We start from the raw sequence: 26,263 nt of genomic DNA on the forward strand, positions 1-26,263 counted from the left end.
GCACATCCTGAGGGGGGCCATTCGTGGAAGACTCGTTCGCGGGCCGGTGTGTGCTCGTGGTCTCGACCAACTACGCACCCGAACACACCGGCATAGGGCCGTACTCGACCCAGATCGCCGAGCATCTGGCCGCATCCGGCGCCGACACCCATGTCCTCGCCGGCATGCCGCACTACCCCGCCTGGCGGGTGGCCGACGGCTACCGCGGCCGGTGGCGGGTCCGGGAGCGCCGCGGCGGCGTGACCGTGCACCGCAGGCGGCACACCGTACCGCCGCACCAGACCGCCCTGCGCCGGGCGCTGTTCGAGGCGAGCATCCTCGTCCACGGCGCCCTGACACCTCCGCGTATCCGCCCCGACGTGGTGCTCTCCCAGATGCCCAGTCTGGCCGGGGGAGTGCTGGGCGGGCGCCTGGCACGGCAGGCCGGGGTCCCGCATGTCGTGGTCGTCCAGGACCTGATGGGGGCCGCCGCCGAGCAGAGCGGTATCCAGGGCGGGGGCCGGGCCGCCGCGCTGGCCGGGGCGGTGGAGGCCCGGGTGCTGCGCCAGGCGGCCGTCGTCGGGGTGGTGCACGAGTCGTTCGTGGACCGGGTCACCGCGATGGGCGTGCCGCGCGCACGGGTGCATGTGGTGCCCAACTGGACGCATGTACAGGGCCCGAGCGGCGACCGGGACCGCACCCGGGAGCGCCTGGGCTGGTCCGCCGGGGAGACCGTGGTGCTGCACGCCGGCAACATGGGCCTCAAGCAGGGGCTGGAGGTGCTGGTCGAGGCCGCGCGGCTGGCGGACCAGGAGGCCGCGCCGGTGCGGTTCGTGCTCATGGGGGACGGCAACCAGCGCGCGCACCTGGAACGGCTCGCCGCGGACGTCTCCGCGCTGACCTTCCTGCCGCCCGCCGGCGCCGAGGACTTCCCCGAGGTGCTCGCCGCCGCCGATGTGCTCGCGGTGACGCAGAAGGCCTCGGTGCTCGACATGAGTCTGCCGTCCAAGCTGACCTCGTACTTCATGACGGGCCGGCCGGTGATCGCCTCGGTGGCCGCCGAAGGGGGCACCGCGCAGGAGGTGCTGCGCTCGGGTGCCGGGACGGTGCTCGCGCCGGAGGACCCGAAGGCGCTGCTGGCGGAGGTCCGCGCGCTCGCCGAGGAGCCCGGACGGGCGGCCCGGCTGGGCGCCCAGGGGCCGCGGTACGTCGAGCAGCGGCTGAGCAGCCGGGCCGGCCTGGAGCGGATCACCGAGCTGCTGCGGGTCGCCCGGGCCGGTCGGGCCGCCGCACGGTGAACGGGGGCGGCGGGGGCGGCCGGCCCCCGCCGCTCCGGTCAGCCGGTGCCGGTCCGGGCGAGGGACCCGTACCACTCCTCCAGCCGGTCGGCCACGGCCGCGAGGGAGAACTCCGCCTCGACGGCCGCGTGCCCCGCGCGGGTCATGCGCTCCCGCAGCGGCCGGTCCTCCAGGAGCCGCAGCACCGCGTCCGCCAGCTCCTCGGGTGAACCGTCGGTCACCATCGCCGCCTCACGTTTCCGCAGCGCACCGGCGATCCCGCAGCTGCCGGTGCAGACCACCGGGGTGCCCACCGCCAGCGACTCCAGCACGCTCATCGGGAACGGCTCGTCGACGCTGGGCAGGACGTACACGGTGGCCCGCGCCGTCCGCCGCACCGCGGCGTCGTGGTCGAGGGCCCCGCCGTACGTCACCACCTCGCCCAGCCCCTCCTCGGCGATCAGCCGCCGGACCTCCGCCAGCCGGCCCTCGTCCGAACCGTGCAGGGTGAAGGTCACCTCGGGTCGCTTGTCGTGCACCAGCGCCGCCATCCGCACGAACGCCTCGGGGCGCTTGCGGCTCTGCAGACGGGCGAGGAAGAGCACATCCGTCTCGCCGCGCGCCGTGTCGGCCGGGCGGGAGCGCACCCCGTTGGGGAGCCGGACCAGCCGTGGCCCGCGCGGGCCCAGCACCTTCCGCAGCCCGGTCTCCTCCTCGTCGGTGAGCACCAGCGCCGCGCTCGCCCGCCGCAGCAGCGGGACATAGACCCGGTCGAAGAGCCGGGCCACGGCGGAGCCGCGCGGCTGGACCATGCCGTGGGTCTGTACGAGGAACGGCCGGCGGCGCACCACGGCCACCGCCAGCGCGGCCAGCGACACCAGGTCCCGCCCGGCGTGCAGATGCAGGGCGTCGGCCTTGCCCACCCGCCGCCAGAGCGTGGGCAGCAGCGCCGGGTGGAAGAGGCCGAGGAAGCCCTGCCCCGGCACCAGCGTGCGGGCGGTCCGGGCGCGGAGCGGCACCCCGTCCACGGACCGCGGGGGCGCGCTCCGGCCCCGCCACAGCGAGACCAGCTCCACCTCGTGCCCCCGCGAGGCCAGTTCGCCCAGCTGCCCGGTGGCCACGCTCACCGGACCGCCGTACGCCCCGTCATCGCTGACCAGCGTCACGACATGGGTGATCCTCATACGGCACCCCCGGTGGTGTGCACGGCCCCCGGCGGCACATCGCGGTGGGCGACCGCGCCGGCCCCGACGACCGCATCCGCCCCCACGGTGACCCCGCGCAGCACCATCGCACGGGCGGCCACCCAGGAGCCGGGCTCCAGACGGATCGGCGCGTTGTCGAACTCGAAGGTGGGGGAGCGGCGTTGGTGGCTGCCGGTGCACAACAGGGCACCCTGGGACACACAGACATCATGGCCGATAGTGATCGGTTCCAGGTTGATCAGCCAGGACTCCTCACCCACCCAGACGTCGTCGCCGATCGTCAGCTTCCACGGCCACTGCACCCGTACCCGGTGCCGGATGAGCACCCGCTCACCGACCCGGGCGCCGAAGAGCCGCAGCAGCGGGGGCCGCAGCCGTGGCGGGCACCACCACTTCGTGAACACGACGTTGAGCACGACGAACCAGGCGACCTGCATCAGCAGCCCCCGGCCCTTGTCGTAGCCGGCGCCGGTGAAGCCGCTCAGCCGGCGGTCGGTGGCGGTGACCGTCATCGGTCCACCCGCACCCGGTGACCGGAGAGTTCGTCCTCCAGCTGCCGTATGTCCGACTCCACCATGATCCGGGCGAGTTCGTCGTACTGCACCTTCGCCGACCAGTCCAGCAGGTTCTTGGCCTTGGACGCGTCGCCGATGAGCGCGTCCACCTCGGAGGGCCGCTCGTACTTCGGGTCGAAGCGCACACTGCGCTCCCAGTCCAGCCCCACCGAGTCGAAGGCGGCCTGGAGGAAGTCCCGTACGGTCGCGGCCACTCCGGTCGCCACCACGTAGTCGTCGGGCTCGTCCTGCTGGAGCATCCGCCACATGGCCTCGACGTACTCGGGGGCGTAGCCCCAGTCGCGGACGGCGTCGAGGTTGCCGAGGTAGAGGTGTTCCTGAAGGCCCGCCTGGATGCGCGCCACCGCCCGGGTGATCTTGCGGGTCACGAAGGTCTCGCCGCGCCGCGGGCTCTCGTGGTTGAAGAGAATCCCGTTCACCCCGAACAGGCCATAGGCCTCACGGTAGTTGACCGTGGACCAGTAGGCCATGACCTTGGCGCAGCCGTACGGGCTGCGCGGGTGGAAGGGCGTCGACTCGTTCTGCGGCGGCGGGGTGGCGCCGAACATCTCCGAGGACGAGGCCTGGTAGAGCCGGGTCTGCACCCCGCTGGCGCGGATGGCCTCCAGCAGCCGTACGGCGCCCAGCCCGGTCACGTCACCGGTGTACAGCGGCGCGTCGAAGGAGACCCGCACATGGGACTGGGCCCCGAGGTTGTAGACCTCGTCCGGCTGCACGTCGCGCAGCAGGTTCACCAGGGCCACCCCGTCCGACAGGTCGACGTGGTGCAGCAGCAGCCGCCGGTCGGGGGTGTGCGGGTCCTGGTAGATGTGGTCGATGCGCTCGGTGTTGAAGCTCGACGAGCGTCTCATCAGCCCGTGCACCTCATAGCCCTTGCCCAGCAGCAATTCGGCGAGATACGACCCGTCCTGACCGGTAATTCCGGTGATGACCGCGGTTTTCGGCATGGCTTCCCCCCACGAGAAGTGATGTGCATCGGGATTGGACTTGCTGAGTTACCCACGCGCCGGCGGACCGCGGGGGCGTGGACGCTACCCGCTCCGACGTCGCCGGTCGAGAGCGTCGGGCGGCAGATATTTCCTGAAATAGCGGGTGGGCGTATCGGGTTGACTGACACAATCCGGCCCATGGATGACTTGCTGCCCACACCCGCTCGTGTCTTCGTCGCGGGCCACCGGGGCCTGGTGGGCTCCGCCGTGGCCCGGCGGCTGACCGACCGGGGCTACGACGTGCTGACCCGTACCCGTGCCGAACTCGACCTGCGGGACGCCGGCGCCACCGAGGAGTACCTGCGCTCGGCGCGGCCCGACGCCGTCGTCCTGGCGGCCGCCAAGGTCGGCGGAATCATGGCCAACAGCACCTACCCCGTGCAGTTCCTGGAGGACAACCTGAGCATCCAGCTCAGTGTCATCGCGGGCGCGCACCGGGCCGGGGTGCGCCGGCTGCTGTTCCTCGGGTCGAGCTGTATCTACCCCAAGCACGCCGCCCAGCCCATCACCGAAGAGGCCCTGCTGAGCGGGCCGTTGGAGCCCACCAACGAGGCCTACGCGATAGCCAAGATCGCCGGCCTCGTCCAGATCCGCTCCTACCGCCGGCAGTACGGAGCCTCCTTCATCTCCGCCATGCCGACGAACCTCTACGGGCCGGGCGACAACTTCGACCTGGAGACCTCGCATGTGCTGCCCGCGCTCATCCGCCGCTTCCACGAGGCGAAGGAGCAGGGGCTGCCGGAACTCACCCTCTGGGGCACCGGCACCCCGCTGCGCGAGTTCCTGCACGTCGACGACCTGGCCGCGGCCTGCGAGGTGCTGCTGCGCCGCTATGACGGCGACGACACGGTCAACGTCGGCTGCGGCAGTGACCTGACCATCGCCGACCTGGCCTCCTGTGTCGCCGCCGCGGTCGGGTACGAGGGCCGGATCTCCTTCGACCCGTCCCGCCCCGACGGCACCCCGCGCAAGCTGCTCGACATCAGCAGGATGCGTGCCCTGGGCTGGTCGCCGACCATTCCGCTGGCCGAGGGCATCGCCCGGACCTATCAGGCGTGGCGTGCGGAGCCCGCTTCCGTGTGACCGTTCCCGCACCGTGCCGTGTGCCCGGCGCCCGCCTCGCGGCGAGGCGCCGGACGCACTCCGCGGACCGCTAGTACGCACCGCGCCCGTCCACGACGGCACGCACGGTACGGACCAGCACCCCTATGTCACGGCTGTAGGACCAGTTGTCCACATAGCTCAGGTCCAGGGCGACGGTCTCGTCCCAGGAGAGGTCGGACCGCCCGCTGACCTGCCAGAGCCCGGTCAGCCCCGGCTTCACCGACAGCCGGCGCAGCTCGGTCCCGTCATACCGCTCCACCTCTTCGGGCAGCGGGGGCCGCGGCCCGACCAGGGACATATGGCCGGCCAGGACGTTGAACAGCTGGGGCAGTTCGTCCAGCGAGAAGCGGCGCAGCAGCCGGCCCACGGGGGTCACCCGTGGATCGCGCCGCATCTTGAACATCGCCCCGTCGTGCTCGTTCGCCGTCTCCAGCGCGGCCCGCATCCGGTCGGCGGTGACGACCATCGTGCGGAACTTCCACATCCGGAACGGCATCAGGTCCTGGCCGATCCGGATCTGCCAGTAGAACACCGGCCCGTTGGAGGAGAGCCTTATCGCGGCCGCCACCAAGGCGAACACCGGGGAGAGCAGCAGGAGCAGCAGCAGTGCGCCCAGCCGGTCGGTGATCTGCTTCAGCAGCACCGGCATGCCGCGCCGCGTCGCGGGGTCTATGTGCATCACCGTCAGGCCCGCCGCCTTCGCGAGCCGGACCCGGTGCTGCGACACATCGAGCAGGCCAGGCAGTATGGCCAGATTCCGCCCCCCGTCGTGCAGGGCCCAGGCGAGCCGCCGCACCCGCGCGGCCGACAACTGACGGCCGGGCGCCACGAAGACGACGTCGGCGTCGACTTCGGCGGCGCACCCGAGGACGGTCTCGCCGTCCCGTGCCGCTTCGGCCGCGTTCCCGTCCGCGGCGAGCCGGGCGGGTACGGGCACCGCCGTGTCGGTGGTCTCCTCGCCGACGAGACAGCTGCCGACGACGACGTACTCATGGTCGGTGCGGTGCGCCAGCTCCGCGAGCACCGTGTCGACGGCGCCCGCCTCCCCGACGATCAGCACCCGGCGCAGCGCCTGTGCGCGACGCCGGATGGCCAGCAGATAGCGGTGTACGAGCCGGCGCCGGGCCACGCCCAGTGCCAGGCACGGCAGCAGCGCCACGACACAGACCTGGAGCGAGACCTCCAGCCGCGCCACGACGCAGACGACGGCCAGGACGCCCAGCATGGTCAGCCAGTCCCGTAAGACGGGCAGGGCGGCGTCGTCCTCGGCGGGCTCCTTCCGGCTGTAACGATTCTTCGATGCCCCCACGGCGAGCCACGAGGCTCCCGCCAGCACCGCGATGAGCAGCGGCTGAGGCTGCCGTGTCACGGCACAGAGCAGCCCCACCGGCAGCACGGCGGCGCCCGCGTCGACGGCCAACGCCAGCTGTCGCAGCCGCCGTTCGGTCGGCCCGTGCCCTTCCTTCGCCTCGCGTTCCGGTGCGCGATCCACCTTGGCTGTACCGGCAGGTGAGTCGATCACCCGTGTCCCGGCAGCTTCGAACAACCCCATGGCCCCCCACTTGGTCGTCCCCTTCACTTCTGGTGCGGTTGGAGCCCCCCGGCCACACAACCGCCCCCGTGTCGGACGTGACGCTAGAGCACGTTGCGCCCGACTGCTGTGGTTTACCTAATTTGAGTGTTGTTGTGTCTCATTGTTTACAAGCTCGTGAACACGTGATCTGGTTTCGGCCGACGCCCGGGGAGGGGATCAGGGGGCCGGGCGCGAGTCCCGGCCCGCGGCCCGGCAGCACCCGCCGCCGTAGGTTTTCCGGTGTGTCAGGTACACCCCTGGATAGCATGCCGGTCATGCACAGTGACCTTTTCGCCTCGGAGAACATGGCCACCCAGGCCACCGCACCCGGCATGACGCAGCAGAACGCCAAATCGCTCAAGTACGCGCTGGACGGCGAGTGTTACGCCCGGCAGGGCTCGATGGTCGCGTACCGCGGTGACCTGCAGTTCGAGAAGCAGGGACAGGGCATAGGGAACTTCCTCAAGCGCGCGGTCACCGGCGAGGGGCTGGCGCTGATGGCCGTACGGGGCCGCGGCGAGGTGTGGTTCGCGCACGAGGCCGCCAACTGCTTCATCATCGACTTCGCCGCCGGAGACACCCTCACCGTCAATGGCCGGAATGTGCTGTGTTTCGACCCGTCCCTTTCTTACGAGATCAAGGTTGTCAAGGGTGCCGGAATGGCCGGTGGCGGACTCTTCAACTCCGTCTTCAGCGGCCAGGGCAGGCTCGGTGTGATCTGTGAGGGCAACCCCCTCGTCATCCCGGTGTCCCCGCAGTCCCCGGTCTTCGTCGACACCGACGCCGTGGTCGGCTGGAGCAGCACGCTGCAGACCTCGCTGCAGCGTTCGCAGAGCCTCGGCTCGATGCTCCGCGGCGGCTCGGGTGAGGCTGTCCAACTCCGCCTGGACGGCGAGGGGTTCGTGATCGTACGGCCCAGCGAGCTGCGCCCGGAGAAGGAAACCGGCAACTGATCCGGATCAGCCCCCGGCCGGTGCCCCGGGGGCCAGGCGCGCGTCCAGCCAGTCGAAGACCCGCTGCTCGAACAGGGCGCGGCCCATCGGCTCGCAGTGCAGATGCGCGCCTTCGGCCGCGGAGAAGGCGACCAGTTCCTTGGGGCCGGGCAGGGCGTCGTACAGGCGCCGCGAGGCACCGGGCCAGAAGTGCTCCCCTTCGGGGTCGGTGATCAGCAGCGGGGTGGTGATCCGGTCCGTCAGGGGCGCGACCGTGTAGGCGCAGACCTCCGTGAGCAGCTCGAAGGGGGAGGCGATGCCGTACGGCTTGGCCCGCCAGCGCCACATGGCACCCAGCGCCGGGGCCTCCTCCAGCGCCTCGTTCATGACCCGGTCGAAGGTCTCCCGGTCACCGGAGTCCCACAGCGCCCGCAGCTCCGGGCCGAGGTGGTGCCACCAGCTCTCCACGACATCGACGACGCCCGGATCGGCGACCGCGGCGGCGATCCGGTGCTCGAACGCGAGGGCCCGCGGCACCCAGTAACCGGCCTGGCTGATCCCCGCCAGGACGAGGCGTCGTGCGTCGACGTCGTCACGGGCGGCCAGGAAGTCCACCACCGGCGTGATGACGTGCTCCCAGTCGGGACGGAAGGTGACCCCGTGCTCGAAGAGCATGGACTGCTGGCCGGGCCCGTCGAAGAGCAGCGCACGGTAGCCCCGGGCCACCGCCGGTGCGCCGAGCAGCGTCCAGGCGGCGGACATCGGGCCGTCGCTCCCGTTGTTGACGATCACCGTCGGCAGCGCGCCCTCACGGCCCGGCGGGCTGACGAGGTAGCCCGGCAGCGGAGTCCCTTCATAGGGGATCGCGACCCGCTCGGCCGGCGGGTCCCAGGCCGCGGCGAAGCGGTCGAAGCAGGCGCGGTGCTCCGTGAAGAGCTCGCTCAGCCGTGCCTCCGGATCGGCGCATCCGTCCACCGCCACCAGGGCCGTACCGAAGTAGCCGGCCGCCCGCAGGAACGCGTCCCGGGCACTGACCGCCCGCCCGTCGGCGGCGCACTTCTCGGCCTGGGCGCGGACCGTGCGCGCGAGCGCGGCCCAGGTCGACACCCAGGTCTCGGCATCGCCGTCCGCGGTGGCGGACGCGGCGGTCAGCACCTCGCCCGCATCGGCGCCCTGCCGCCACGCCGACCCCAGGGCGAGCAGGATCTCGTAGTTGAACTGCTCGTTCTCGCTGAACCGGTACGTCATGGCGACTCCAGGCGACTCCGGGCACGCCGTAGGCACGTCCGCTGCCCCCGGCTCGTGGCACGGGCCTGTGTTCCAGCGTAGGAGCCCCGCGCGGAAGCGCACGCCGGAGCCGGGCAGGCGTTCCGCGGGCCCGCGGAGGCGGCTTCGCGCGGCGCGCCGCCGCCTGGCATGATCGCGCTCATGGCTGAACGCGTGATCGCCGCCTGTGACGGCGCCTCGAAAGGAAACCCCGGGCCCGCGGGCTGGGCCTGGGTCCTCGCCGACGGTGCGGGAACCGTCGTCCGGTGGGAGGCCGGGCCGCTGGGCACCGCGACGAACAACGTCGCGGAACTCACGGCACTGGAACGTCTGCTGACAGCCACCGATCCGGCCGTCCCGATCGAGATCCGGATGGACTCCCAGTACGCGATGAAGGCCGTCACCACCTGGCTGCCCGGCTGGAAGCGCAAGGGCTGGAAGACGGCCGCGGGCAAGCCGGTCGCCAACCAGGAACTGGTCGCCGGTATCGACGCGCTGCTCACCGGCCGCTCCGTGGAGTTCCGGTACGTCCCCGCGCACCAGGTGGACGGCGACCCGCTCAACGACTTCGCCGACCGGGCGGCGAGCCAGGCCGCGCTCGCCCAGGAAGCCGCCGGCAGCGCGCTCGGCTCCCCGGAGCCGCCGCCCGCCCCCGACGCCGTACGGACCGCCGGCACCCGCCGCGCCACCGGCCCGGCGGCGGCGAAGGCCTCCGCACCGCAGCGGCGCTCCCCGGGCAAGTCGACCCGGACGCTGAAGGCCAAGTTCCCCGGCCGCTGCCGCTGCGGCCGCTCCTACGCGGCGGGCGAACCCATCACCAAGAACCCGGAGGGCTGGGGACACCCCGCCTGCCGCGCGGGGGCGGGGGACGGGACGGCCTAAGCCCGCCCGGCAGCGAACGGCCCGTCCGCGCCGAAGGCCAGCGCGGCGAAGCGTTCGCCGATGCGGCGGTGGGTCGCGGCGTCCGGGTGGAGCTGGTCGGGGAGCGGCAGTTCGGCGAAGTCGGCCTCGCCGTAGAGGGCGCGGCCGTCGAGATGGTGCAGGTTCGGGTCGTCGGCCGACCGCTGCTTCACCAGGCGGGCCAGTTCGTCCCGGATGACGTTGAGCGTCAGCTTCCCGGCGGCCCGTTCCGCGGGGTCGCCGGCGGCCGCGAACCGGAGCCTTCCCGCGCCGAGGTCGCTGAAGTCCGGGACGCTGGGGCCGGGGGTGTCCTCGTGGATGGGGCACAGCACGGGCGAGACGACCAGCAGCGGGGTGGTGGGGTGGCCCTCGCGGATGGTGTCCAGGAAGCCGTGCACCGCCGGAGTGAAGGCGCGCAGCCGCATCAGGTCGGCGTTGACCAGATTGATGCCGATCTTGACGCTGATCAGGTCCGCCGGAGTGTCCCGCAGGGCGCGGGCGGTGAACGGGTCGAGCAGGGCGCTGCCGCCCAGGCCCAAATTGGTCAGTTCCACCCCGCCGAGCGTGGCGGCCAGCGCGGGCCAGGTGGCGCTGGGGCTCGCGGCGTCGGAACCGTGGCTGATCGAACTGCCGTGGTGCAGCCACTTCTTGCGGCCCGCCTCCGGGAGCGGCTCGACGGGGGCATCGGTGCGCAGGGCGATCAGCTCGGTGATCTCGTTGTGCGGCAGCCAGATCTCGACGTCCTTGACGCGGTCGGGGAGACCGGTGAACCGGGCGGTGCCGGCCGGTCCGGGCCGGGTCTCCGCGGTCATGGTGGTCATGTCCACCATCAGGATATTGCCGTCGCTCACCCCGGCCTGCCCGGCGAGTTGCCCGTCGACGAACAGGTCGTAGACGCCGTCGGGGCGGGGCGGCGCGCCCCGGTAGGCGGTCTTGGTGCGCAGGGCGTCCAGTTCGACGGTGGTGGCCCGGGTGCGGAACACCAGCCGTACGCCGGAGGGCTGGGCCTCCGCCATGGCCAGCTGCCCGTCGGTGCACTGGGCACGGGCGCGGGCCGGCAGCCGGTGGGGCAGCACCCCGCGCTCGGTGCGCTCCAGGTCGAGCGCGCCGCGCAGCAGGTCCGCGGTAACGGGCGTGGTGGTCCAGTCAGTTGCCCGGGGCGTACCGGCGGAGCGGGGGGCGGGGTCAGGCTGAGCGGTCATGATCCCAGCCTGTCAACCGGATTCCTGATCCGCACATCATTTTCCGGCCCCTCCCCGCGGCGTGCCGCGCCGTGTCGTGCGGGCCGGTAGCGTCCAGGACCATGCGGATTCTGGTACTGGGCGGGACGTTGTTCGTGGGCCGCGCCATCGTGGAGGATGCACTGCGCACAGGCGCCGAGGTGACCCTGTTCGGCCGGGGGCGGACCGGGGGCGGGCTGTTCCCCGGGGTGCCGCGGCTCATCGGTGACCGGGAGACCGGTGACTACGAGGCGCTGCGCGACGGCAGGTGGGACGCGGTCGTGGATGTCAGCGGCTATGTGCCACGGCATGTCGGGCAGGCGATGGACGCGCTGGGGGACCGGGCCGGACGATACCTGTTCGTCTCCAGCCACGCGGTGTACCAGCACACGGGGGTGGGACCGGGCTCGACCGAGGACACCCCGCGCCGCCCGCCCGTGCGGCACACCGAGGAACTCCGTGAGGACACCTACGGCCCGCTCAAGGTGGCCTGCGAGGACGATGTGATGGCCCGGTACGGCGCACGGGCCACCATCGTGCGGCCGGGAAGGGTGGCCGGGCCGCACGACCCGCAGGGCGCCTTCACGTACTGGGTGCGCCGGGCCGCGCGCGGCGGACGGGTGGCCCTGCCCGCCGACCCCGGACAGCCGGTGCAGGTCATCGACTCGCGTGATCTGGCCCGTCTGGTGGTGCAGTTGCTCGTCGACGCGCGTCCCGGCGCGTTCCACGCGGTGGGGCCGGACGAGCCGACCACGCTCGGCGGGCTCATCGAGACGTGTGCGCGGGTGGCGGGCACGGAGGCCGAGATCGTTCCGGTGCCGCCCGAGGGGCGGCCGCCGATGTTCCCGCTCGTGCGGACGGAGCGGACGGAGTGGCCGACACAGCAGCGCAGTCCGGCCCGCGCCCGCGCGGCGGGCCTGCCCGCGACCCCGCTGGAGGTGACCGCGGCCGACGTCCTGGCCTGGGACCGCGCGGCTGGAGAGCCGCCGCTGGAGGCCGGCTACTCCCCGGAGGAGGAGCGGGCGCTGCTCGCCCGGTACGACGGCGCGGTCCTCGACGGCTGACCGCACGGGCGCCCGGGAGCGCCGGACCGCGACCGGCCCGCTCAGCCGGTCTTGCCCGCCTTGGGCCCGGACACCGGCACGTCGAGCGGACGGGCCAGACCCACCACCCCCTCGTCGAGACGCTGGAGATGCCGCAGCACGCGGAAGGTGACGGTGCCCGACTGCAGCGCCCCCGAGCCGGCCGCTTCCAGCATCGCGGCGATACTGAAACCCGAGTCGACCTCGCCCTCCGTGGTCTCCTCCAGCACCCGGGCGACGAGGAGATCGATGTTCTGGCCGATGCGCCGGCCGGCGCGGGCGAGGCGCGGATCGGCCGCGATGGTCTTGCTGTACGGCACGAGTTCCGCCGTCGCCGCCAGGGAACGGGCGTGATAGGCGCTGGTCTCCAGGAGCGCCACCAGATAGCGGACGGTCCGGCGGCGGCCGCGCAGTGGGGTGATCGGGTGCGTCAACGGCTGGGTGGAGGCGCGCAGCTCGTCCAGCGCGGTGTCCAGATCGCGGGCCTTGGCCAGCAGGTCGACGGCGGGCCCGCCACTGAGCTGCTCCACCGCGGCGGAGACCACGTCCCGCAGCCGGACCAGCACCGTGCCCAGCAGCTCGTCCGTACGGCGGTCGGTGTGCACCGGCAGGACCACCACGGCGCCGATGATGCCGCAGGCCGCGCCCAGTGCGGTCTCCTCGATGCGCAGCACCAGCACATCGAGGCTGTAGGTGTTGAGCAGGGTGTAGAGCAGCCCGAGCATCGCGGTGGTGAAGAAGGACATCAGCGCGTACGACAGCGGCGCGGTGAACCACATCCCGAAGATGCAGAGCAGCACCAGCGCGAACGCCGTCCAGGTGTGGTTGCCGACCAGCCCGGCCAGCGCCACACCGGCCACCACGCCGAGGACCGTGCCGACCAGCCGGCGGTAGCCCTTCACCAGGATCTCGCCCGTGGACGCGGTGTTGAGGAAGACCACCCAGCAGGTCAGCACCGCCCAGTACCAGCGCTGGCTGGACAGGAACTCGCCCCCGATGATGGCCAGCGTCGATCCCACCGCGACCTGGAACGCGGCCCGGGTGGTGGGCCGTTCGAGCCCGGTGCGGTCCTCCTCCGGGTCCTCGGACTCGTCGGCCCCGACGATCGAGAGGTCCTCGGCGTCGAACTCCTCACGCGAGCGTGTGGTGGCGGGGGAGTCGTCCGACTCGTCCTGCGGCCCGTCCAGCGCCAGCCGCAGACCCAGGACGGCGCGCGCGGTCTCACCCAGCCCGCGGAAGACGTCCTGCACGGCGGCCGAGGCACGCGGCAGGTCGTCCTCCTCCCGGTAGCCGAGCAGCCGGTTGCGCACCAGGGCCAGCGCGGTGCCGCGGTCGTCGGGCGCGCGCCGTGCGACCAGCAGCAGCAGCGCGTTCAGGTCCCGGTGCAGGGCGGCGATCGCCTCGTCCTCGGTGCCCATCCGGTTCCCGGTGGCCGGCACGGGGGCGTCCGGCAGATGCATGGTGATGGTGTCCGCGCGCTCGGCACTGCGGGCGTTGAGGATCAGCATCCCGAGCCGTTCGGCGGCTATCTCGGCATCCGCGACGCGGCGTTGCACCAGCCCCGCCGTCGCCGCGTCCCGGGTGCCCTCCTCCAGGTGCCCCTGGACCATCAGTGCCGCCTCGTGCAGCCGGGCGGTGTGCCGCCGCAGGTCGTCCAGGACCTTGTCGAGCTCGTCCGGCCCGGCGTCCAGCAGCTCCATCTGGGTCGCCAACAGCTGGGCCAGCCGGGCCCGGAACGCCTCGCGCAGCCGCCGCAGGGTGCGGATGGGCGTCTCCGGCACGACGGCGAACCGTACGACCGCGCTGCACGCGAAGGCGACGCCCAGCGTCAGATACAGCTCGGGCAGGGTGGGGCCGGTGGCCTGCACGAACAGCGAGACGAAGTAGACCTGGAAGCCGATCAGTCCGAGCGCGGTGCCGCGGTCACCGAACCGCCGGCAGTAGACGGCGGCGAAGATCAGCAGGACGAAGAACAGGTCGCCGGCGATGATCAGGGAGTGCAGCAGCGCCCCCAGCGACATCGCGGTGAGCGCGACGGGCAGGCCCAGCGCGAGGGTGAGCGCCTGGCCGCGCACCTCCTTCTCCTTGACCGCGAAGGTGGCCACCATGGCGGTCATGGCGCCCGCGACCATCAGCGTCACGCCGGTGTCCAGCAGTACCAGGACGACGAGGGTGAGCACGATGGCCCCGACCGTGCGCAGCCCCGCCATCAGCCGCAGTAGCCCTGGGTCGGATGCCGCGAAGCGCTCCCAGGTACGCGTCCCAGTCCGCCGTATCGCTGCCAGCACGCCGCCGTACACCCCATTTTTTGCCATGATCCGGAGTGCTCCAGCATCGCACGCCTGCTCGGACAGGCTTCCGCCGCACCGGCCCGGCCCTCCCGCGCCCCTCCCCGCTCCCCTCAACTCACCGCATTCCTCCCCTTGCAGACATTTGCCGCCCACGCCTCATTCCTGGTGTTCCTGGTGTTAGTGAGGCGTTAGCCGTTCATCAGTGGCGGCTCCCAGGGTGGGTGGTGCGCAAACGAACCAGAGCGCACCGGTCGGCCGCGAGGCCCGGATCGTCCGCATCCCGACCCCCTTCACGGGGTGCCGACGGAGCCGGGCGGGTGGTCGGTGGTGCGCGAGCAATGTTCTCCGGGTGCCGGAGAAGAGGGAGTTGATGACTGATGACGATGCGTGGGCTGCGTTCCGCCGCCACCGTTGCGGCCGCCGTCGCGCTGGTCGCGGGTGCGGGTGCCGGGATGGCCTCCGCGGCGGGTGCCACCGGCGCCGCTGCGGCCGGCGCGTGCCGGCCGGGGACGCTGAAGGTCACGACCACCGACGCGGGTTCGAGCCAGGCCGGGATGAATCACCAGGGCACCTACCTGAAGGTGACCAACACCGGCGGCGGCACCTGCGCGATAGGCGGCTACCCGGGGCTGGCGCTGGAGGGCTCCGGACACACGGCGATCAAGACCACGGCGCAGCACGGTGACACCTACTTCGCCAAGGACCCGGGGATGCACGGGATCACCCTGAAGCCGGGCAAGAGCGCCTACGCGGACCTGGTCTGGACGCACGCCGGGCCGTCGTCCGCGCAGGCCAAGTACCTCCAGGTCGCGCCGACGGGCAGCAACGCGCACAGCGTCGTGCCGTTCGACCAGGCGGTCGACGGCGGCAAGCTGGCGGTGACCGCCTGGGCGGCGACACCCCCCGGCGCCTCCTGACCGCTGCCGGAACGCACCGGGGGCCGACGCACCGTGCGTCGGCCCCCGGCCTCTTCCCGCCCCGCCGCCGCTCGTGCGGCCGGGTCAGCTCCGGGTGCCGGCCAGCAGGGCGCGGTACCACTCCACGGTGTCGTCAAGGGTCGCGTCCAGCGGGGTCGGGCGGATGCCGAAGGCCCGCTCGAAGGCCGTGGAGTCCACGATCTGCGGCTCGGTGTGCTGATAGAACATCTCCGCGTACTCGGCCATGAACTCCGCGTCGAACGGCCCGAAGGGGCGGGGTTCGGTGAGCACTGCCCGCTGCAGCGGGCGGCCCACCCGCGCCTCGATCATCCGGTGGATCTCGCGGGTGGTGACGGCGGGCGTGGTGGGCAGGTGCCAGACCCGGCCGTCGCCCTCCGGGTGCGTGCCGAGCGTGGCGAGTCCGGCCGCCACGTCCCGGATGTCCGTGTAGCTGTGCGGCAGATCGATGTCGCCCATGGCGAGGACCTCACCGCCGCTCAGCGCGGCCGGGAAGACCGCTCCGCCGAGCGTCGAGTTGAGCACCCCGGGCCCGACGAAGTCGGCCGACCGGCCGAGGACGACCCGGGCGCGCCCCTCACGGTGGGCGGCGAGATACCGCTCGTCCAGCTGCGCCCGCATCCGCCCCTTGCGGCTGGTCGCCCGCCACGGGGTGTCCTCCGTCATCACCGCGCCCTGCGTCGGGCCGTACGGATACAGCGTGTCCAGGACGACCAGCCGCGCACCGACGGCCTCGACGGCGCCCAGCACCGCGGACTGGACCCGGGGCATCACCTCGACCTGACGGTGATAGGCGACATTCACGCAGTGGTAGACGACCGCGGCGCCCGCGACGGCGGCCAGCGCCCCGTCGGCCGTGCTCACATCGGCGGCGAACGGCTGGACGCCCTCGGCGGCGTTCTCCGGTGCCGAGCGGCTGACCAGTCGTACGGCGTAGCCGCGGCGCACGAGCTCACCGGCGAGCGTGGTGCCTGCGGGGCCGGCGCCCAGGACGACGTGCAGCGGGTGTGAGGCAGCGGACATGGCGGTTCCTTCTCTCCGGGCCGATGGCCCTGCGTGTTTCGGTCCCTCGCTTCGGTTAGAGACCATAACTTTAGCGATGGAGGATCGCAAGAGGGCTGTTGGCTACGATCGGCGATGACGCTTCACGCTTGCTTCAGACCGTCGCGAACGCAGGAGGAGACCATGGCCGCCGAGGCACGCAGCCCCCGGGCGCGCTACCGCGAACAGAACCGCGCGGAGATCAAGGCGGCCGCGCTCCAGCAGCTCGCCGAGGGCGGCATCCAGGCCGTCGCGCTCACCCGTATCGCCAAGGACATGGGGCTGTCCGGCCCCGCCCTCTACCGCTACTTCGCCGGCCGGGACGACCTGCTGAGCGAGCTGATCCGGGACGCCTACGACGAGGTGGCGCAGGCCGTCGGGCAGGCCGGCGGCGCGCCCGCTGACGGTCCGCGCGCCGCCCTGCACGCCCTCGCCGACGCCTACCGGGACTGGGCCGTCGACCAGCCGCACCGCTATCTGCTGATCCAGGGCACCCCGCTGCCCGGATACGCGGCGCCGCCCGACACCCTGCTGCGTGCGCGGGCCGTCCTGGGGCCGTTCCTGAAGGTGTTCGCCGCGGGGACGCCCGCCGAGGCGCTGCGGCCGCTCGTCGAGGAGATGGCCGCCTGGGTCCGCACGGAGGAGGCCGTCGCCGACTGGCTGGCGGAGCACACCGTGCTGGCTCCGCGGGACGCCGCCGCGGGGACCGCGCTGGCCGGCACGGTGCTGGCCTGGTCGCAGCTGCACGGCACGGTCAGCCTGGAAGTGTCCGGCCAGTACGCCGGGATGGGGCACCGGGCGCGCACCCTGCTCACCGCGCAGATCGACACCCTGGCCGACTCCTTCCAGCTGTAGCCGCGGACCGGGGCGGACGCGGGCCCCGGCCGGCAGGGTCACCGGGTGCCGTGCGCGCCGGCACCCGGACCGGTCGGCCGCGGTGGATCAGCGGCGGGCGGGCTGGCGCGGCGGCATCCAGTGGTGGACGGTGAAGTCGCCCTTCTCCAGGGTCTCGAACGGGGCCGAGCCCAGGCACTTGCCGACGCCGTTCTTCGGCAGGCCGTCCATCGCCCAGCTGTAGCCCAGCCGGTCCTTCCGGCCGGCGTCCAGGACGGTGAAGCCGAACCGCTTGCCCCTGAGGTCACCGACCCGCGGCAGGCCCGGTGCGCTCTTGAAGTGCGTCTCGGTCACGACGCCGGTGGCGACGGCCACCGGCCCGCCCGTCAGCAGGCAGTCGATCCGGCCCTTGAAGTAGCCGCCCCAGTCCTTGCCGAGGTGGTGGCTGACGTAGAAGGTGCCGCGCGCCCGGTCGGCGAAACCACGGGCGTTGAAGCGGAAGTGGACGTTATCGCCGGGCCGCCGCGCGAGCTTGGCGGAGCCCGTCAGCGACGGCTCGTCGGTCATGTGCCGGGCGGCCGTGGTCCCGGCCCCGGCCGCCGCGGCCGGGCCGGTCAGGACCGGGGGCAGCGCGGTCGCCGTGCAGACGGCGAGGGCGGTGGCGGCCACGGCGAACGGGCGGCGGATGCGGGGCATTGCGTCCTCCTGCGGATCAGGCAGACACCGGAACCGGTGCGGCAGGGCGTCGGTTCCCCGCTGAGCACCACGCTCCCGTCCACCGCGCCACCGGGCATCGCTCCACAGACGGGTGCCGCTCCGCCCCGTGGCGGAGCGGAAAGGGGACCAAAGGCCGATGCCGGGCGAGCTGCGGTTACCCGTTCCGGGCCCGGCCGTGGGGCTCGTGCCGGGCCGCTCAGTATCCGGACGGGCGGACCAGCCCCGACTCGTAGGCGAAGACGGTGGCCTGGGTCCGGTCACGCAGGCTCAGCTTGTTCAGAATCCGGCCCACATGGCTCTTCACGGTCTGTTCCGCCAGGAAGAGCCGCTCCGCGATCTCGCCGTTCGTCAGGCCCTGCGCGATCAGGGACAGCACCTCCGTCTCGCGCTCCGTCAGCGTGCCGACCCGGTCCTTGAGCGGGGCGCGCGGCGAGCTGGTGACCCGGGAGAACTCGGCTATCAGACGCTTGGTGACGTTCGGGGCGAGCAGGGCGTCACCGGCCGCCACCACCCGTACGGCCTCGGCGAGTTCGTTCGCCGAGGCGTCCTTCAGCAGGAACCCGGAGGCGCCGGCGCGCAGCGCCTCGTACACGTACTCATCGAGGTCGAAGGTGGTCAGGACGAGGACCTTGACCTCGGCACCGGCCGGTTCGGTGAGGCGGCGGGTCGCCTCGATACCGCCGAGCCGCGGCATCCGGACGTCCATCAGGACGACGTCCGGCGCGAGCCGGCCGACCTGGTCGACGGCGTCGAGACCGTCGACGGCCTGGCCGACGACCTCGATGCCGGGCTCGGCGTTGAGCAGCACGGAGAACCCCTGACGGACCATCACTTGGTCGTCGGCGATCAGCACACGGATGGTTGTCATGGAACAGGCTCACCGGGATCGGCAGGCGTCGCGGCCTGGGCGGGCAGAATCGCGGTCACTTCGTAACCGCCGTCGGGGGTGGGGCCGGTGGCGAGTTCGCCGCCGAGCATGGTGGTCCGCTCGTGCATGCCCAGCAGGCCGTGGCCGGCACCCGGTGAGGGCGGGGCGGGCCGGTCCGGCGCGGAGTTGGCGACCCGGATGGCCACCCCGCCGGCCCGGTACCCGACGGTCACCCGCACCTCCGCGCCGGGCGCGTGCCGGATCGCGTTGCTGAGGGCTTCCTGGACGATACGGAACGCCGACAGCTCGACTCCCGGGGACAGCGGGCGCGGCTCGCCGGTGACTTCGGTGCTGACCGTGAGCCCGGCTCCGCGCACCGTGCCGACCAGCTCGTCCAGCCGGCCGAGCGTGGGCTGCGGGGCGTGCCGCACACCGTCCGCCGCGGCGTCCTCCGAGCGCAGCACGCCCAGCACCCGCCGGAGTTCGGTCAGCGCCTCGACCGCGTTCCCCCGGATGCCCGCGAGGTTCTCCCTCAGCTCGTCGGTGGGGTCCTTGACCAGATGCGGGGCGACCTGCGCCTGGATCGAGATCACCGTCATGTGGTGGGCGACCACGTCGTGCAGCTCGCGGGCGATCCGGTTGCGCTCCTCCAGCAGCGTGCGCCGGGCCCGCTCCTCGGCGGTGAGCACCTCCAGCTCGACGAGTTGGACGCGCGCCACCCGGCGGGCGCGCAGCGCGGCGCCCACCACCACCGCCAACGTCAGGGTCACGGCGTCCTGGACGACCGTCACGTCGTGGACGGAGGACGCGAGGACCGGAGCGGCCTCACCCGGCAGGGTGCTGTGGTCCGGCACCGGCGCCATGAAGACCAGGGCGGACATGGCCGCCAGGAGCGAGAGCCCCAGCGCCTCGACCGCGACACGGGGCCGGACCCGCAGCGCGAGCAGGAACAGCACCAGGGCGTGCAGGGCGATGCCCGGGATGCTCCAGGACCACAGCGGGGCGTGGCTGACCTTGAGCGGACCGGCGTCCCTGGCCAGGAAGAGCGCGAGCGTCGAAATCCACCAGGCGGGCACCGGGCGGGACAGCGCGAGGACCACGGCGCCCGACTGGAGCGCCGCGAGCACCAGAGCCGTCGTCAGCGCGGCCGGCCCGAGGTCCCCCTCGTACTGCACCGCGTTGAGCCAGCCCATCAGCACCGCCACCAGCACCACATGGGCATGCGGCAGCCGGCCCAGCCAGCGCAACCGGGGCAGGGGGTCCCGCGCCACGGTCCACAGATCCTCGCGCAGGGTACGCGGAACCACCCGCACGGCCGCCCACAACCGCCGACCCACGCTTCTCCGGCCCCCCTGGCTCACATCGTGCATCCTAAACATGCCCCACCGTCCTGCTCCTGACGGGGCGCCCGGGCCGCAGCGCCTCGGTGCCGCCGCGTCGCCCCTGCTCATACGTGCGGAACGCGGCCCAGCACACCAGCAGCGCCAGCGCGAACACCGGCAGCCAGGCCAGCCGGGCGAGGACCCAGCCGGCTCCGTCGGGAACGGTGTGCAGACCGGGCAGGAACCCGCCCGTGAGCAGTCCGATCGCGGTGACCGCCATCATCGCCGTCTGGTGCCACAGGAAGAGCGTCATCGCCGAGAGGTTCATCAGCACCACCGCCGCCCGGGCCGCGGGGCGACGGAGCAGCCGCCGCAGCGGGCCGAGGAGCAGCAGCGCCGCCCCGGACTGGGCCAGACCGAAGGTGACGGCCGCGAGGGTGGGCGGGTTGAGGTTGGATATGGCGGCACCGGGCACCCCGACCATGGCCGCCGGGTAGCCGGCCCACAGGACGAGTGCGGCGGTGCTGACGGCGCCGCCGAGCAGCAGGCCCCATCCCGTCGCCCGGCTCCGCAGCCGGTCCCGGGCCCAGGCCGTACCCAGGCAGTACGGAACCAGCCAGCCGGCCGCGATATTGACCCAGCCGAGCCAGGCCGGACCGCCCAGGCCGAACCGGATCAGATCGATGTGCAGGACGAGGGCGAGCGGCCACAGCGGATGCAGCCGGCTGACCAGCGGAGTCGCCGCCGTCAGCGCGGCGAAGACCAGCAGGAACCAGAGCGGGGACAGCGCCAGCCGGGCCAGCGTGCCGACGGTCTCCAGACCGGCCCCGGCGACCAGCAGCGCGCCCGCCACCAGACTCCAGATCGCGAGGACGGCCACCACCGGCCGGAACAGCCGGGCCGTGCGGGCAGCGAGCCACCGGCGGTATGTTCCGCCCCGGGCCCGCGCGCCGGCCCAGCTCTTCGCCGCCATCCGGCCGCCCACCAGGAAGAAGACCGCCAGGGTCTGGAAGAGCCAGGACGCCGGGGTGAGTTGCGGCAGCAGGCCGAGGGGGCTGACGGCGCGCACCGTTCCGCTGTCGGCGACCAGCGCGGTCACCAGCCAGTGGCCGAGCATCACCCCGAGAATGGCGAGCGCGCGCAGTGCGTCGACACCCAGGTCCCGGTCGTCCGGCGTCATGGCGGCGGTCCGCCGGATCAGTTCACGCATCGTGGCTCTCCTCGGAGGGCGCCCGGCCGGAGACGATCCGGGCGAGATTGCGCAGGGACACCGAACCCGGCGCGAGATAGTCGCTGTGGCCTCCGGGACCCGCCGGGAAGACCTTGGCGCCGAACGCGGGCGTGACCGGATCGGCACCCAACCCCAGCGTTCCGAAGGGGAGTTCCACCTGCCCGTGCGGCACGTCGGCGATCCAGTCGTCGTCGCCCCGGCCGGCCCACACGGTCGCCGGGGTGTGCAGCGCGGCGACGTTGTCGGCGCCCGCGCCGGGGCTGCCGAACAGGACGAGGTCCGTGACGTCCAGCCCCGGCGCGGCCCGGCCGCAGACCACGGCCGCGTAGGAATGGCAGAGCACGGAGACCCGGGCGCCGGGACGGAGCCTCGCCAGGTCACCGGCGAAGGCGCGGAGTCCGGGAGCGGCCTGTGCCGCGCGCCCGGGGGTGAGCACATCCGGGCCCACCGTGCTCGGTGTCCGGTACCCGAGCCAGGCGATGACGGCGGAGCGGCCGCCCAGTTCCCGCTGGAGCGCCACGGCGCCGTCCCGGAGACGCTTGTACCGGTCGAGGTTGGTGTCCGAGCCCGGCACCAGTACGGCGATCCGCTCGGCGCGCGCCAGGTCGCCGTAGACCTCGGTGGTGCGGCCGCCGTCACGGCCGTCGAAGAACAGGAACTGCCGTTCCGGGGCTGCCATTTCGCGCAGTGCCGCGGCGCGGGCCCGGTCGCCGTGGGCCTCGGCCATCCGCTCCGCCGCGCGGATGCCCTCGCGGTGGACGGCGTACCGCTCGGCGAGCGCGCCGGGCCCGGCGTCCCGCAGCGGGGCGAGGACCCTCGGGGCGGGTGCCGGGACGGCCGCGGGACGGGCCGCACCCGACACGGGCACCACCACGGAGGTGACGACGAGAGCGGCGAGCAGAGTGCGCAGCGGACGGCTGCCGCGCGGGCGGGACGCCATAGGGGATGGTCCTTCCGTACCGGAAGCCGGTCGTGCTTCCGGTAGTGAAGGTAAGGAGCGGGGTGCTTGGTCGACGTCCCGCCGGGGAGCGTACTTCCGGGCTGGCTCTCAGGTATGAGGGGTAGGGGAGGGAGCAGCGCACAGCAGTGCTCGCCTGTTACCGCGTCAGCCCGCTTGCACCGCAGGCGTGTTGTGGGCCACTCGACCCGTCATGGGGCTCCGAGGCCGACAGGAGAACGCCTTCTCACCATCTGAGAGCGCCCTGTGTTCCTAGATCATGTGTGCTTATGATCAGGGCCCGCTCACCAGCGGATACGCGGCACACAAACCGAGGGCCCCCTTGGTTTCGCGTGCCCGAGGCAGAGCGCCGACCCTGTGCGCACTTCCGGCTTTCCGTGTGGCATATCCCGCCACCGCGGAATGGTTCGCGGCCTCCCTCCCCACTCCGGGAGGGACGGCCGTAAGCGGGACAGCCACAGGTGATGGCCGCCGGCGGCCGTGCCCCGCTCCCAACACCCCCACTCTGCCGCGCTGTTCGGCTTTACTGCTCGCTACCGTGACCCCGTGCCGGTGTGCCTGCCCACGGTCATGAAGGTCGAGTGGAGGAGTACCACACCCGATGTCCCTTACTACTCAGCCGCCGCTGACCGGTCAGCGGCCGACCCCGCCGGCGCCGCCCCGGACGGCGTCCAACGGCCCGGTGACACTGAGCATTTCCGCGCAGGAGCTGTCCGGTTGCCGCTTTCTGATCTCGCCGCTGCTGGAGGTGCTGGCGGCCGGCGAGGCCCTGTGCGGGCAGCATCCGGCCCTGCTCGGCTGGCGTCGTCGCGTTCTGAAGTGCGCCGCCCGGCACGCGGTCACCTTCTCCCAGGCCGCGGTGCAGCACCCGACGCGAATGGTGGCGGGGCAGTTGCTCCGCCGGCAGGACGGGGCGACCAGCCGTCAGGAGGCCGACTTCGCGGCGCTCGGGCCGCTGGAGGAGGCCGCGCGTGCCTTCTTCCAGGAGTGCCTCGCCGGTGACTGGCCCCGGATCAGGACCGCCCTGGAGTCCGATGTCGCCCTGCGCGCCCACGGCCTGGCGGCCTGCGGCGCCCGGCAGGTCGTACGCACCCTGCCCGGCCTCACCCTGCGCGACGTACGCGGTGAGCCGGGCGGCGTCGAGCGCGGGCTGATCCTGGTGCCCTCGGTCTTCCAGCGGACGAGGGTGCTGCTGACGAACGAATTAGGCTCCGTGGTCACCTACCCCGCCTCCGGGCACCGCCGGCTGTGGGACGACAACGAGGCGGTGGCCGCCACCCGGCTCGGCGCGCTGCTCGGCCGCGGTCGCGCGGCGGCACTCCTCAACATCGGAGCCGGCTGCGGGACCACCGAACTCGCGGACCGGCTGGGTGTCAGCGCGGGAACCGCCTCGGTGCATGTGACCGCGCTGCGCAACGGTGGCCTGGTGGCCACCCATCGCGTGGGCAAAGCGGTCAAACACGTGCTGACCCCGGTCGGTTCGGCGCTCATCCTCACGCAATTCACCGCAGAGCCAAAGGCCGCCCCTCAGTCATTCTGACGGCTGGGTAAGAAGTGCGCGTCGCTGCGTCCGGCCGGGCCGCAGCGCCGCGCACTTCTTCATTCGGTCAAGAAAAAACCATTTCGGGAACCGGAGGCGTCCGGCCGGCGTCACGGGCGTCAACTTTCGCGCCGACCAGACGATCCGACGGCCAACGAGGCGGTTGGTTGAAGATTTTGACTCTGCCTCAAATGCATGGACAGTGCGAAATCCGGGGAGTTGACTGCGGTTCGAAGCACAGAACTCGTAATCCGGCTGTGCGTCGAAGGAAAAGAGCTGACTCCGCCATCGGTTGGGATTTCCCACAAGGAGCGTAATGACTGTTGAAGCTGCCATCGGGACCAGCTGGACCATCAGTCCAGAGTTCGTGTTCACGGATGCGGAGCGCGAAGCGCTGGAGGATTCACTCGACACCGTCACCGCGAATCCCTATCGCCTCTACCACGCCCACCGCTTCCAGGTGGGCCAACTGATAGCCGGCGGTGCGGTACCGGAGCGATTCCGGGCCTATGTCGATGGGCTGGCGACCCGCGACCGCAGCACCGAGCCCGTCGTGGTGCTGAAGAACGTCCCCTACGACCGCGATGTCCCGGTGTTCGACTTCGACCAGCCGGTGCGCTCCAAGTACGAGCTGAAGAAGACCTTCGTCGCGGAGGGATTCCTCGCGCTGTTCGCCCAGCTGGCGAACACCCCGGCCATCGGGTACGTCAACGTCAATGACGGCGACGTCTTCCAGGACATCTACCCGCAGCGGCATCTGCAGGGCAGCCAGTCACAGAAGGCGCTGCGGCAGATTCACTTCCACAAGGACCTCGCGAACCACTTCGTACGGCCCGACCAGGTCTACATGGTCGGTATGCGCAGCAATCCCGTGAACGAGGTCTACACCTCGTTCGTCCGGAACATCGACGTCATCTCCGCCTTCACCGAGGAGGAACTGGAGCTGCTGCGCTCCCACGAGTTCTACACCCCCTTCGACGACCTGAGCACCATGGGCGGCGGCCGGGTCGAGCTCGGCGACGCGGACAAGCACCCGATCATCGGTGGCCGGGGCCCCGAGGACCTGCGGTTCTTCGAGAACCGGACGGTGGGGGTCACCGAGGCGGCCAAGGCCGTCGTGCCCAAGGTCGCCGCCACCCTGCACGCCCTCAAACAGCGGGTCTTCATCGAGCCCGGCGACTTCGTGATCACGTACAACAACCACACGATCCACGCCAAGGAGGTCGTCGAGGTCGGCGATCCCGAGGCGCTGCAGAGCCGCTGGATCATCAAGACGGTGAATGTGGACGACATGGCGCCGCACCAGGGCCATCTCGTTCCCGGCACCGACTACCTCATCAACGGCTGACCGGCGGACCGCCGTCGCCGCGCGCGGGATTTTCGTATCCTGCGCGGGTGAGGATTCCCGCGACACGGCCCGCGACGCCGCTCGGCATCGCCGCCTGGAACCGTCGTCCAGGGGCGCTGAAAGCCGGTGACCCGGCGCGTCTCTGGCTGACGCACACCGGTGATCTGCTGTCCGCGGCCGAGGAATCGGCCGCCTCGGCGCTGAGTCCGGAGGAGCGGGCCCGTGCGGCGGCATTCCGGCGTGCGGAGGACCGGAACACCTATCTGGTCACCCATGTCGCGCTGCGGATGCTGCTCGGCGGGTTCCTCGGAGCCGAGCCGTCGCGGGTGCCGCTGGAAAGGGACCCCTGCCCCTTGTGCGGTGGCCCGCACGGCCGTCCGGTCGTGCGCGGAAACCCGGTGCACTTCTCCCTCTCCCACACCGGCCATCTCGGCCTGATCGCACTCGCGGCGGTTCCGGTCGGTGCCGACATCGAGGCCGTGCCCGGCCCCGGGTCCGTGCTCGACGTCGCCACCGCCCTGCACCCCGACGAGACCGCGGAGTTGACGGCCTGCCGGGAGGAGGAGCGGGGTGCCGCGTTCGCGCGGGTCTGGGTCCGGAAGGAGGCGTACCTCAAGGGCCTGGGGACCGGCCTCGGCCGTGATCCGTCCCTGGACTACCTGGGGACGGCGGCCCGCGGGGCCGTGCAGCCGGACGGCTGGGAGATCGGTGATGTCGAGGCGGGGGAGGGGTACCGGGCGGCCGTGGCCGCCCGTGTCCCGGAGTAGCGGAGAGGCGTGCTTTTCCGGCGCGGTATTGATGCGATACCGCGCCGGTCAATCCCCTTTGCCGCAAGGCCGGATGTACGGTCAGTGGCCGGGGCCGGACGTCCTGTGATCCCAGCCACCTGCGATTGATCTTCCTCGCGGCCGACTGCTAGTTTGGGGCCGACAAGCTCAAAATTGCTTGCGCGTCGGGGGCACACCAGGTCATCACCGGGAAAGCGACCCCGCACCCTTTCTCTTGTCGTGGCACAGCACCACGGCAATCACCCTCTCAGTCGCCCGGCAGCTGCATCAATTCGTCGACGGCACCGC

Annotated in this window: 23 protein-coding genes; 10 read left to right on the plus strand and 13 right to left on the minus strand. The window is 72.2% G+C overall.

The genetic code is table 11. The features are described 5' to 3' along the window. Nucleotides 1–56: 56 nt before the first annotated feature. Nucleotides 57–1,277: a glycosyltransferase gene (locus ACWC9R_RS04970; RefSeq protein ID WP_450729038.1), complete on the plus strand. Its 1,221-nt coding sequence runs from the start codon at nucleotides 57–59 to the stop codon at nucleotides 1,275–1,277. A gap of 38 nt (nucleotides 1,278–1,315) precedes the next feature. Here ACWC9R_RS04970 and ACWC9R_RS04975 read toward each other — a convergent pair whose 3' ends face one another. From ACWC9R_RS04975 to gmd, 3 genes are read right to left on the minus strand one after another with little or no spacing between them, the layout of a single operon-like run. After that, nucleotides 1,316–2,440, minus strand: coding sequence for a glycosyltransferase (locus ACWC9R_RS04975; RefSeq protein WP_450728985.1), 1,125 nt, complete (start codon nucleotides 2,438–2,440; stop codon nucleotides 1,316–1,318). Further along, the gene (locus tag ACWC9R_RS04980) at nucleotides 2,437–2,973 is read right to left on the minus strand and encodes a DapH/DapD/GlmU-related protein (protein ID WP_450728986.1); all 537 of its coding nucleotides are present in this window, start codon (nucleotides 2,971–2,973) and stop codon (nucleotides 2,437–2,439) included. Before ACWC9R_RS04980 ends, ACWC9R_RS04975 begins: the two co-directional genes overlap by 4 nt. Further along, the gene (gmd, locus tag ACWC9R_RS04985) at nucleotides 2,970–3,983 is read right to left on the minus strand and encodes a GDP-mannose 4,6-dehydratase (RefSeq protein WP_450728987.1); all 1,014 of its coding nucleotides are present in this window, start codon (nucleotides 3,981–3,983) and stop codon (nucleotides 2,970–2,972) included. Before gmd ends, ACWC9R_RS04980 begins: the two co-directional genes overlap by 4 nt. A gap of 180 nt (nucleotides 3,984–4,163) precedes the next feature. Here gmd and ACWC9R_RS04990 point away from each other — a divergent pair, with 180 nt between their 5' ends. After that, complete coding sequence (locus tag ACWC9R_RS04990; RefSeq protein ID WP_450728988.1) at nucleotides 4,164–5,108, plus strand: GDP-L-fucose synthase family protein; 945 nt, start codon at nucleotides 4,164–4,166, stop codon at nucleotides 5,106–5,108. A gap of 70 nt (nucleotides 5,109–5,178) precedes the next feature. Here the strand turns inward: ACWC9R_RS04990 and ACWC9R_RS04995 are convergent, their stop codons facing one another. Then, entirely contained in the window at nucleotides 5,179–6,681 is a 1,503-nt protein-coding gene (locus ACWC9R_RS04995) for a sugar transferase (RefSeq protein WP_450728989.1), read from the minus strand. 296 nt (nucleotides 6,682–6,977) lie between these two features. Here ACWC9R_RS04995 and ACWC9R_RS05000 point away from each other — a divergent pair, with 296 nt between their 5' ends. After that, nucleotides 6,978–7,655 carry an AIM24 family protein gene (locus tag ACWC9R_RS05000; RefSeq protein WP_450728990.1) on the plus strand — a complete coding sequence of 226 codons (678 nt, stop codon included), beginning with the start codon at nucleotides 6,978–6,980 and terminating at the stop codon, nucleotides 7,653–7,655. A gap of 6 nt (nucleotides 7,656–7,661) precedes the next feature. Here ACWC9R_RS05000 and ACWC9R_RS05005 read toward each other — a convergent pair whose 3' ends face one another. Next, nucleotides 7,662–8,882 (minus strand): alpha/beta hydrolase family protein, encoded by a 1,221-nt coding sequence (locus ACWC9R_RS05005; RefSeq protein ID WP_450728991.1) that lies wholly within the window; start codon nucleotides 8,880–8,882, stop codon nucleotides 7,662–7,664. A 168-nt stretch (nucleotides 8,883–9,050) separates the two neighbouring features. On the opposite strand from ACWC9R_RS05005, the gene ACWC9R_RS05010 reads away from it, so the two are divergent. Beyond that, nucleotides 9,051–9,782 carry a ribonuclease H family protein gene (locus tag ACWC9R_RS05010; RefSeq protein WP_450728992.1) on the plus strand — a complete coding sequence of 244 codons (732 nt, stop codon included), beginning with the start codon at nucleotides 9,051–9,053 and terminating at the stop codon, nucleotides 9,780–9,782. Here the strand turns inward: ACWC9R_RS05010 and ACWC9R_RS05015 are convergent. Further along, nucleotides 9,779–11,002, minus strand: a complete 1,224-nt coding sequence (locus ACWC9R_RS05015) for a GDSL-type esterase/lipase family protein (protein WP_450728993.1) — start codon at nucleotides 11,000–11,002, stop codon at nucleotides 9,779–9,781. The genes ACWC9R_RS05010 and ACWC9R_RS05015 overlap by 4 nt on opposite strands. A gap of 101 nt (nucleotides 11,003–11,103) precedes the next feature. Here ACWC9R_RS05015 and ACWC9R_RS05020 point away from each other — a divergent pair, with 101 nt between their 5' ends. Next, nucleotides 11,104–12,084 carry an NAD-dependent epimerase/dehydratase family protein gene (locus ACWC9R_RS05020; RefSeq protein ID WP_450728994.1) on the plus strand — a complete coding sequence of 327 codons (981 nt, stop codon included), beginning with the start codon at nucleotides 11,104–11,106 and terminating at the stop codon, nucleotides 12,082–12,084. A 41-nt stretch (nucleotides 12,085–12,125) separates the two neighbouring features. Here ACWC9R_RS05020 and ACWC9R_RS05025 read toward each other — a convergent pair whose 3' ends face one another. Next, nucleotides 12,126–14,417, minus strand: coding sequence for an FUSC family protein (locus tag ACWC9R_RS05025; protein ID WP_450728995.1), 2,292 nt, complete (start codon nucleotides 14,415–14,417; stop codon nucleotides 12,126–12,128). A 353-nt stretch (nucleotides 14,418–14,770) separates the two neighbouring features. Between ACWC9R_RS05025 and ACWC9R_RS05030 the strand changes: the two genes are divergently transcribed. Next, nucleotides 14,771–15,310, plus strand: a complete 540-nt coding sequence (locus tag ACWC9R_RS05030) for a DUF4232 domain-containing protein (RefSeq protein WP_450728996.1) — start codon at nucleotides 14,771–14,773, stop codon at nucleotides 15,308–15,310. An 84-nt stretch (nucleotides 15,311–15,394) separates the two neighbouring features. Here ACWC9R_RS05030 and ACWC9R_RS05035 read toward each other — a convergent pair whose 3' ends face one another. Next, a complete protein-coding gene (locus ACWC9R_RS05035; RefSeq protein ID WP_450728997.1) occupies nucleotides 15,395–16,351 on the minus strand; it encodes an NAD-dependent epimerase/dehydratase family protein in 957 nt (318 codons plus the stop codon). Nucleotides 16,352–16,513: 162 nt separating this feature from the next. Between ACWC9R_RS05035 and ACWC9R_RS05040 the strand changes: the two genes are divergently transcribed. After that, nucleotides 16,514–17,224, plus strand: coding sequence for a TetR/AcrR family transcriptional regulator (locus tag ACWC9R_RS05040; RefSeq protein ID WP_450728998.1), 711 nt, complete (start codon nucleotides 16,514–16,516; stop codon nucleotides 17,222–17,224). Between the two features lie 87 nt (nucleotides 17,225–17,311). On the opposite strand, the gene ACWC9R_RS05045 is transcribed toward ACWC9R_RS05040, so the two are convergent. The 5 genes from ACWC9R_RS05045 to ACWC9R_RS05065 form a co-directional block, all read right to left on the minus strand. Next, nucleotides 17,312–17,899, minus strand: coding sequence for a hypothetical protein (locus ACWC9R_RS05045; RefSeq protein ID WP_450728999.1), 588 nt, complete (start codon nucleotides 17,897–17,899; stop codon nucleotides 17,312–17,314). 217 nt (nucleotides 17,900–18,116) lie between these two features. Then, nucleotides 18,117–18,788 (minus strand): response regulator, encoded by a 672-nt coding sequence (locus ACWC9R_RS05050; RefSeq protein WP_450729000.1) that lies wholly within the window; start codon nucleotides 18,786–18,788, stop codon nucleotides 18,117–18,119. Beyond that, on the minus strand, nucleotides 18,785–20,158 hold the full coding sequence (locus ACWC9R_RS05055; RefSeq protein WP_450729001.1) for a sensor histidine kinase: 1,374 nt from the start codon (nucleotides 20,156–20,158) through the stop codon (nucleotides 18,785–18,787). The genes ACWC9R_RS05050 and ACWC9R_RS05055 overlap by 4 nt, the downstream gene beginning before the upstream one ends. A gap of 1 nt (nucleotide 20,159) precedes the next feature. Next, nucleotides 20,160–21,320: an acyltransferase family protein gene (locus tag ACWC9R_RS05060; protein WP_450729002.1), complete on the minus strand. Its 1,161-nt coding sequence runs from the start codon at nucleotides 21,318–21,320 to the stop codon at nucleotides 20,160–20,162. Continuing rightward, a complete protein-coding gene (locus tag ACWC9R_RS05065) occupies nucleotides 21,313–22,281 on the minus strand; it encodes an alpha/beta hydrolase (RefSeq protein ID WP_450729003.1) in 969 nt (322 codons plus the stop codon). The genes ACWC9R_RS05060 and ACWC9R_RS05065 overlap by 8 nt, the downstream gene beginning before the upstream one ends. Before the next feature lie 619 nt (nucleotides 22,282–22,900). Between ACWC9R_RS05065 and ACWC9R_RS05070 the strand changes: the two genes are divergently transcribed. The 3 genes from ACWC9R_RS05070 to ACWC9R_RS05080 all read left to right on the plus strand — a co-directional run bounded on the left by ACWC9R_RS05070 (nucleotide 22,901) and on the right by ACWC9R_RS05080 (nucleotide 25,954). Continuing rightward, entirely contained in the window at nucleotides 22,901–23,839 is a 939-nt protein-coding gene (locus ACWC9R_RS05070) for a hypothetical protein (RefSeq protein ID WP_450729004.1), read from the plus strand. A 316-nt stretch (nucleotides 23,840–24,155) separates the two neighbouring features. Next, nucleotides 24,156–25,187 (plus strand): hypothetical protein, encoded by a 1,032-nt coding sequence (locus tag ACWC9R_RS05075; protein ID WP_450729005.1) that lies wholly within the window; start codon nucleotides 24,156–24,158, stop codon nucleotides 25,185–25,187. A gap of 47 nt (nucleotides 25,188–25,234) precedes the next feature. After that, entirely contained in the window at nucleotides 25,235–25,954 is a 720-nt protein-coding gene (locus ACWC9R_RS05080; protein WP_450729006.1) for a 4'-phosphopantetheinyl transferase family protein, read from the plus strand. Nucleotides 25,955–26,263 lie beyond the last annotated feature (309 nt).

The sequence above is a fragment of the Streptomyces sp. NPDC001219 genome (genome assembly GCF_053597915.1).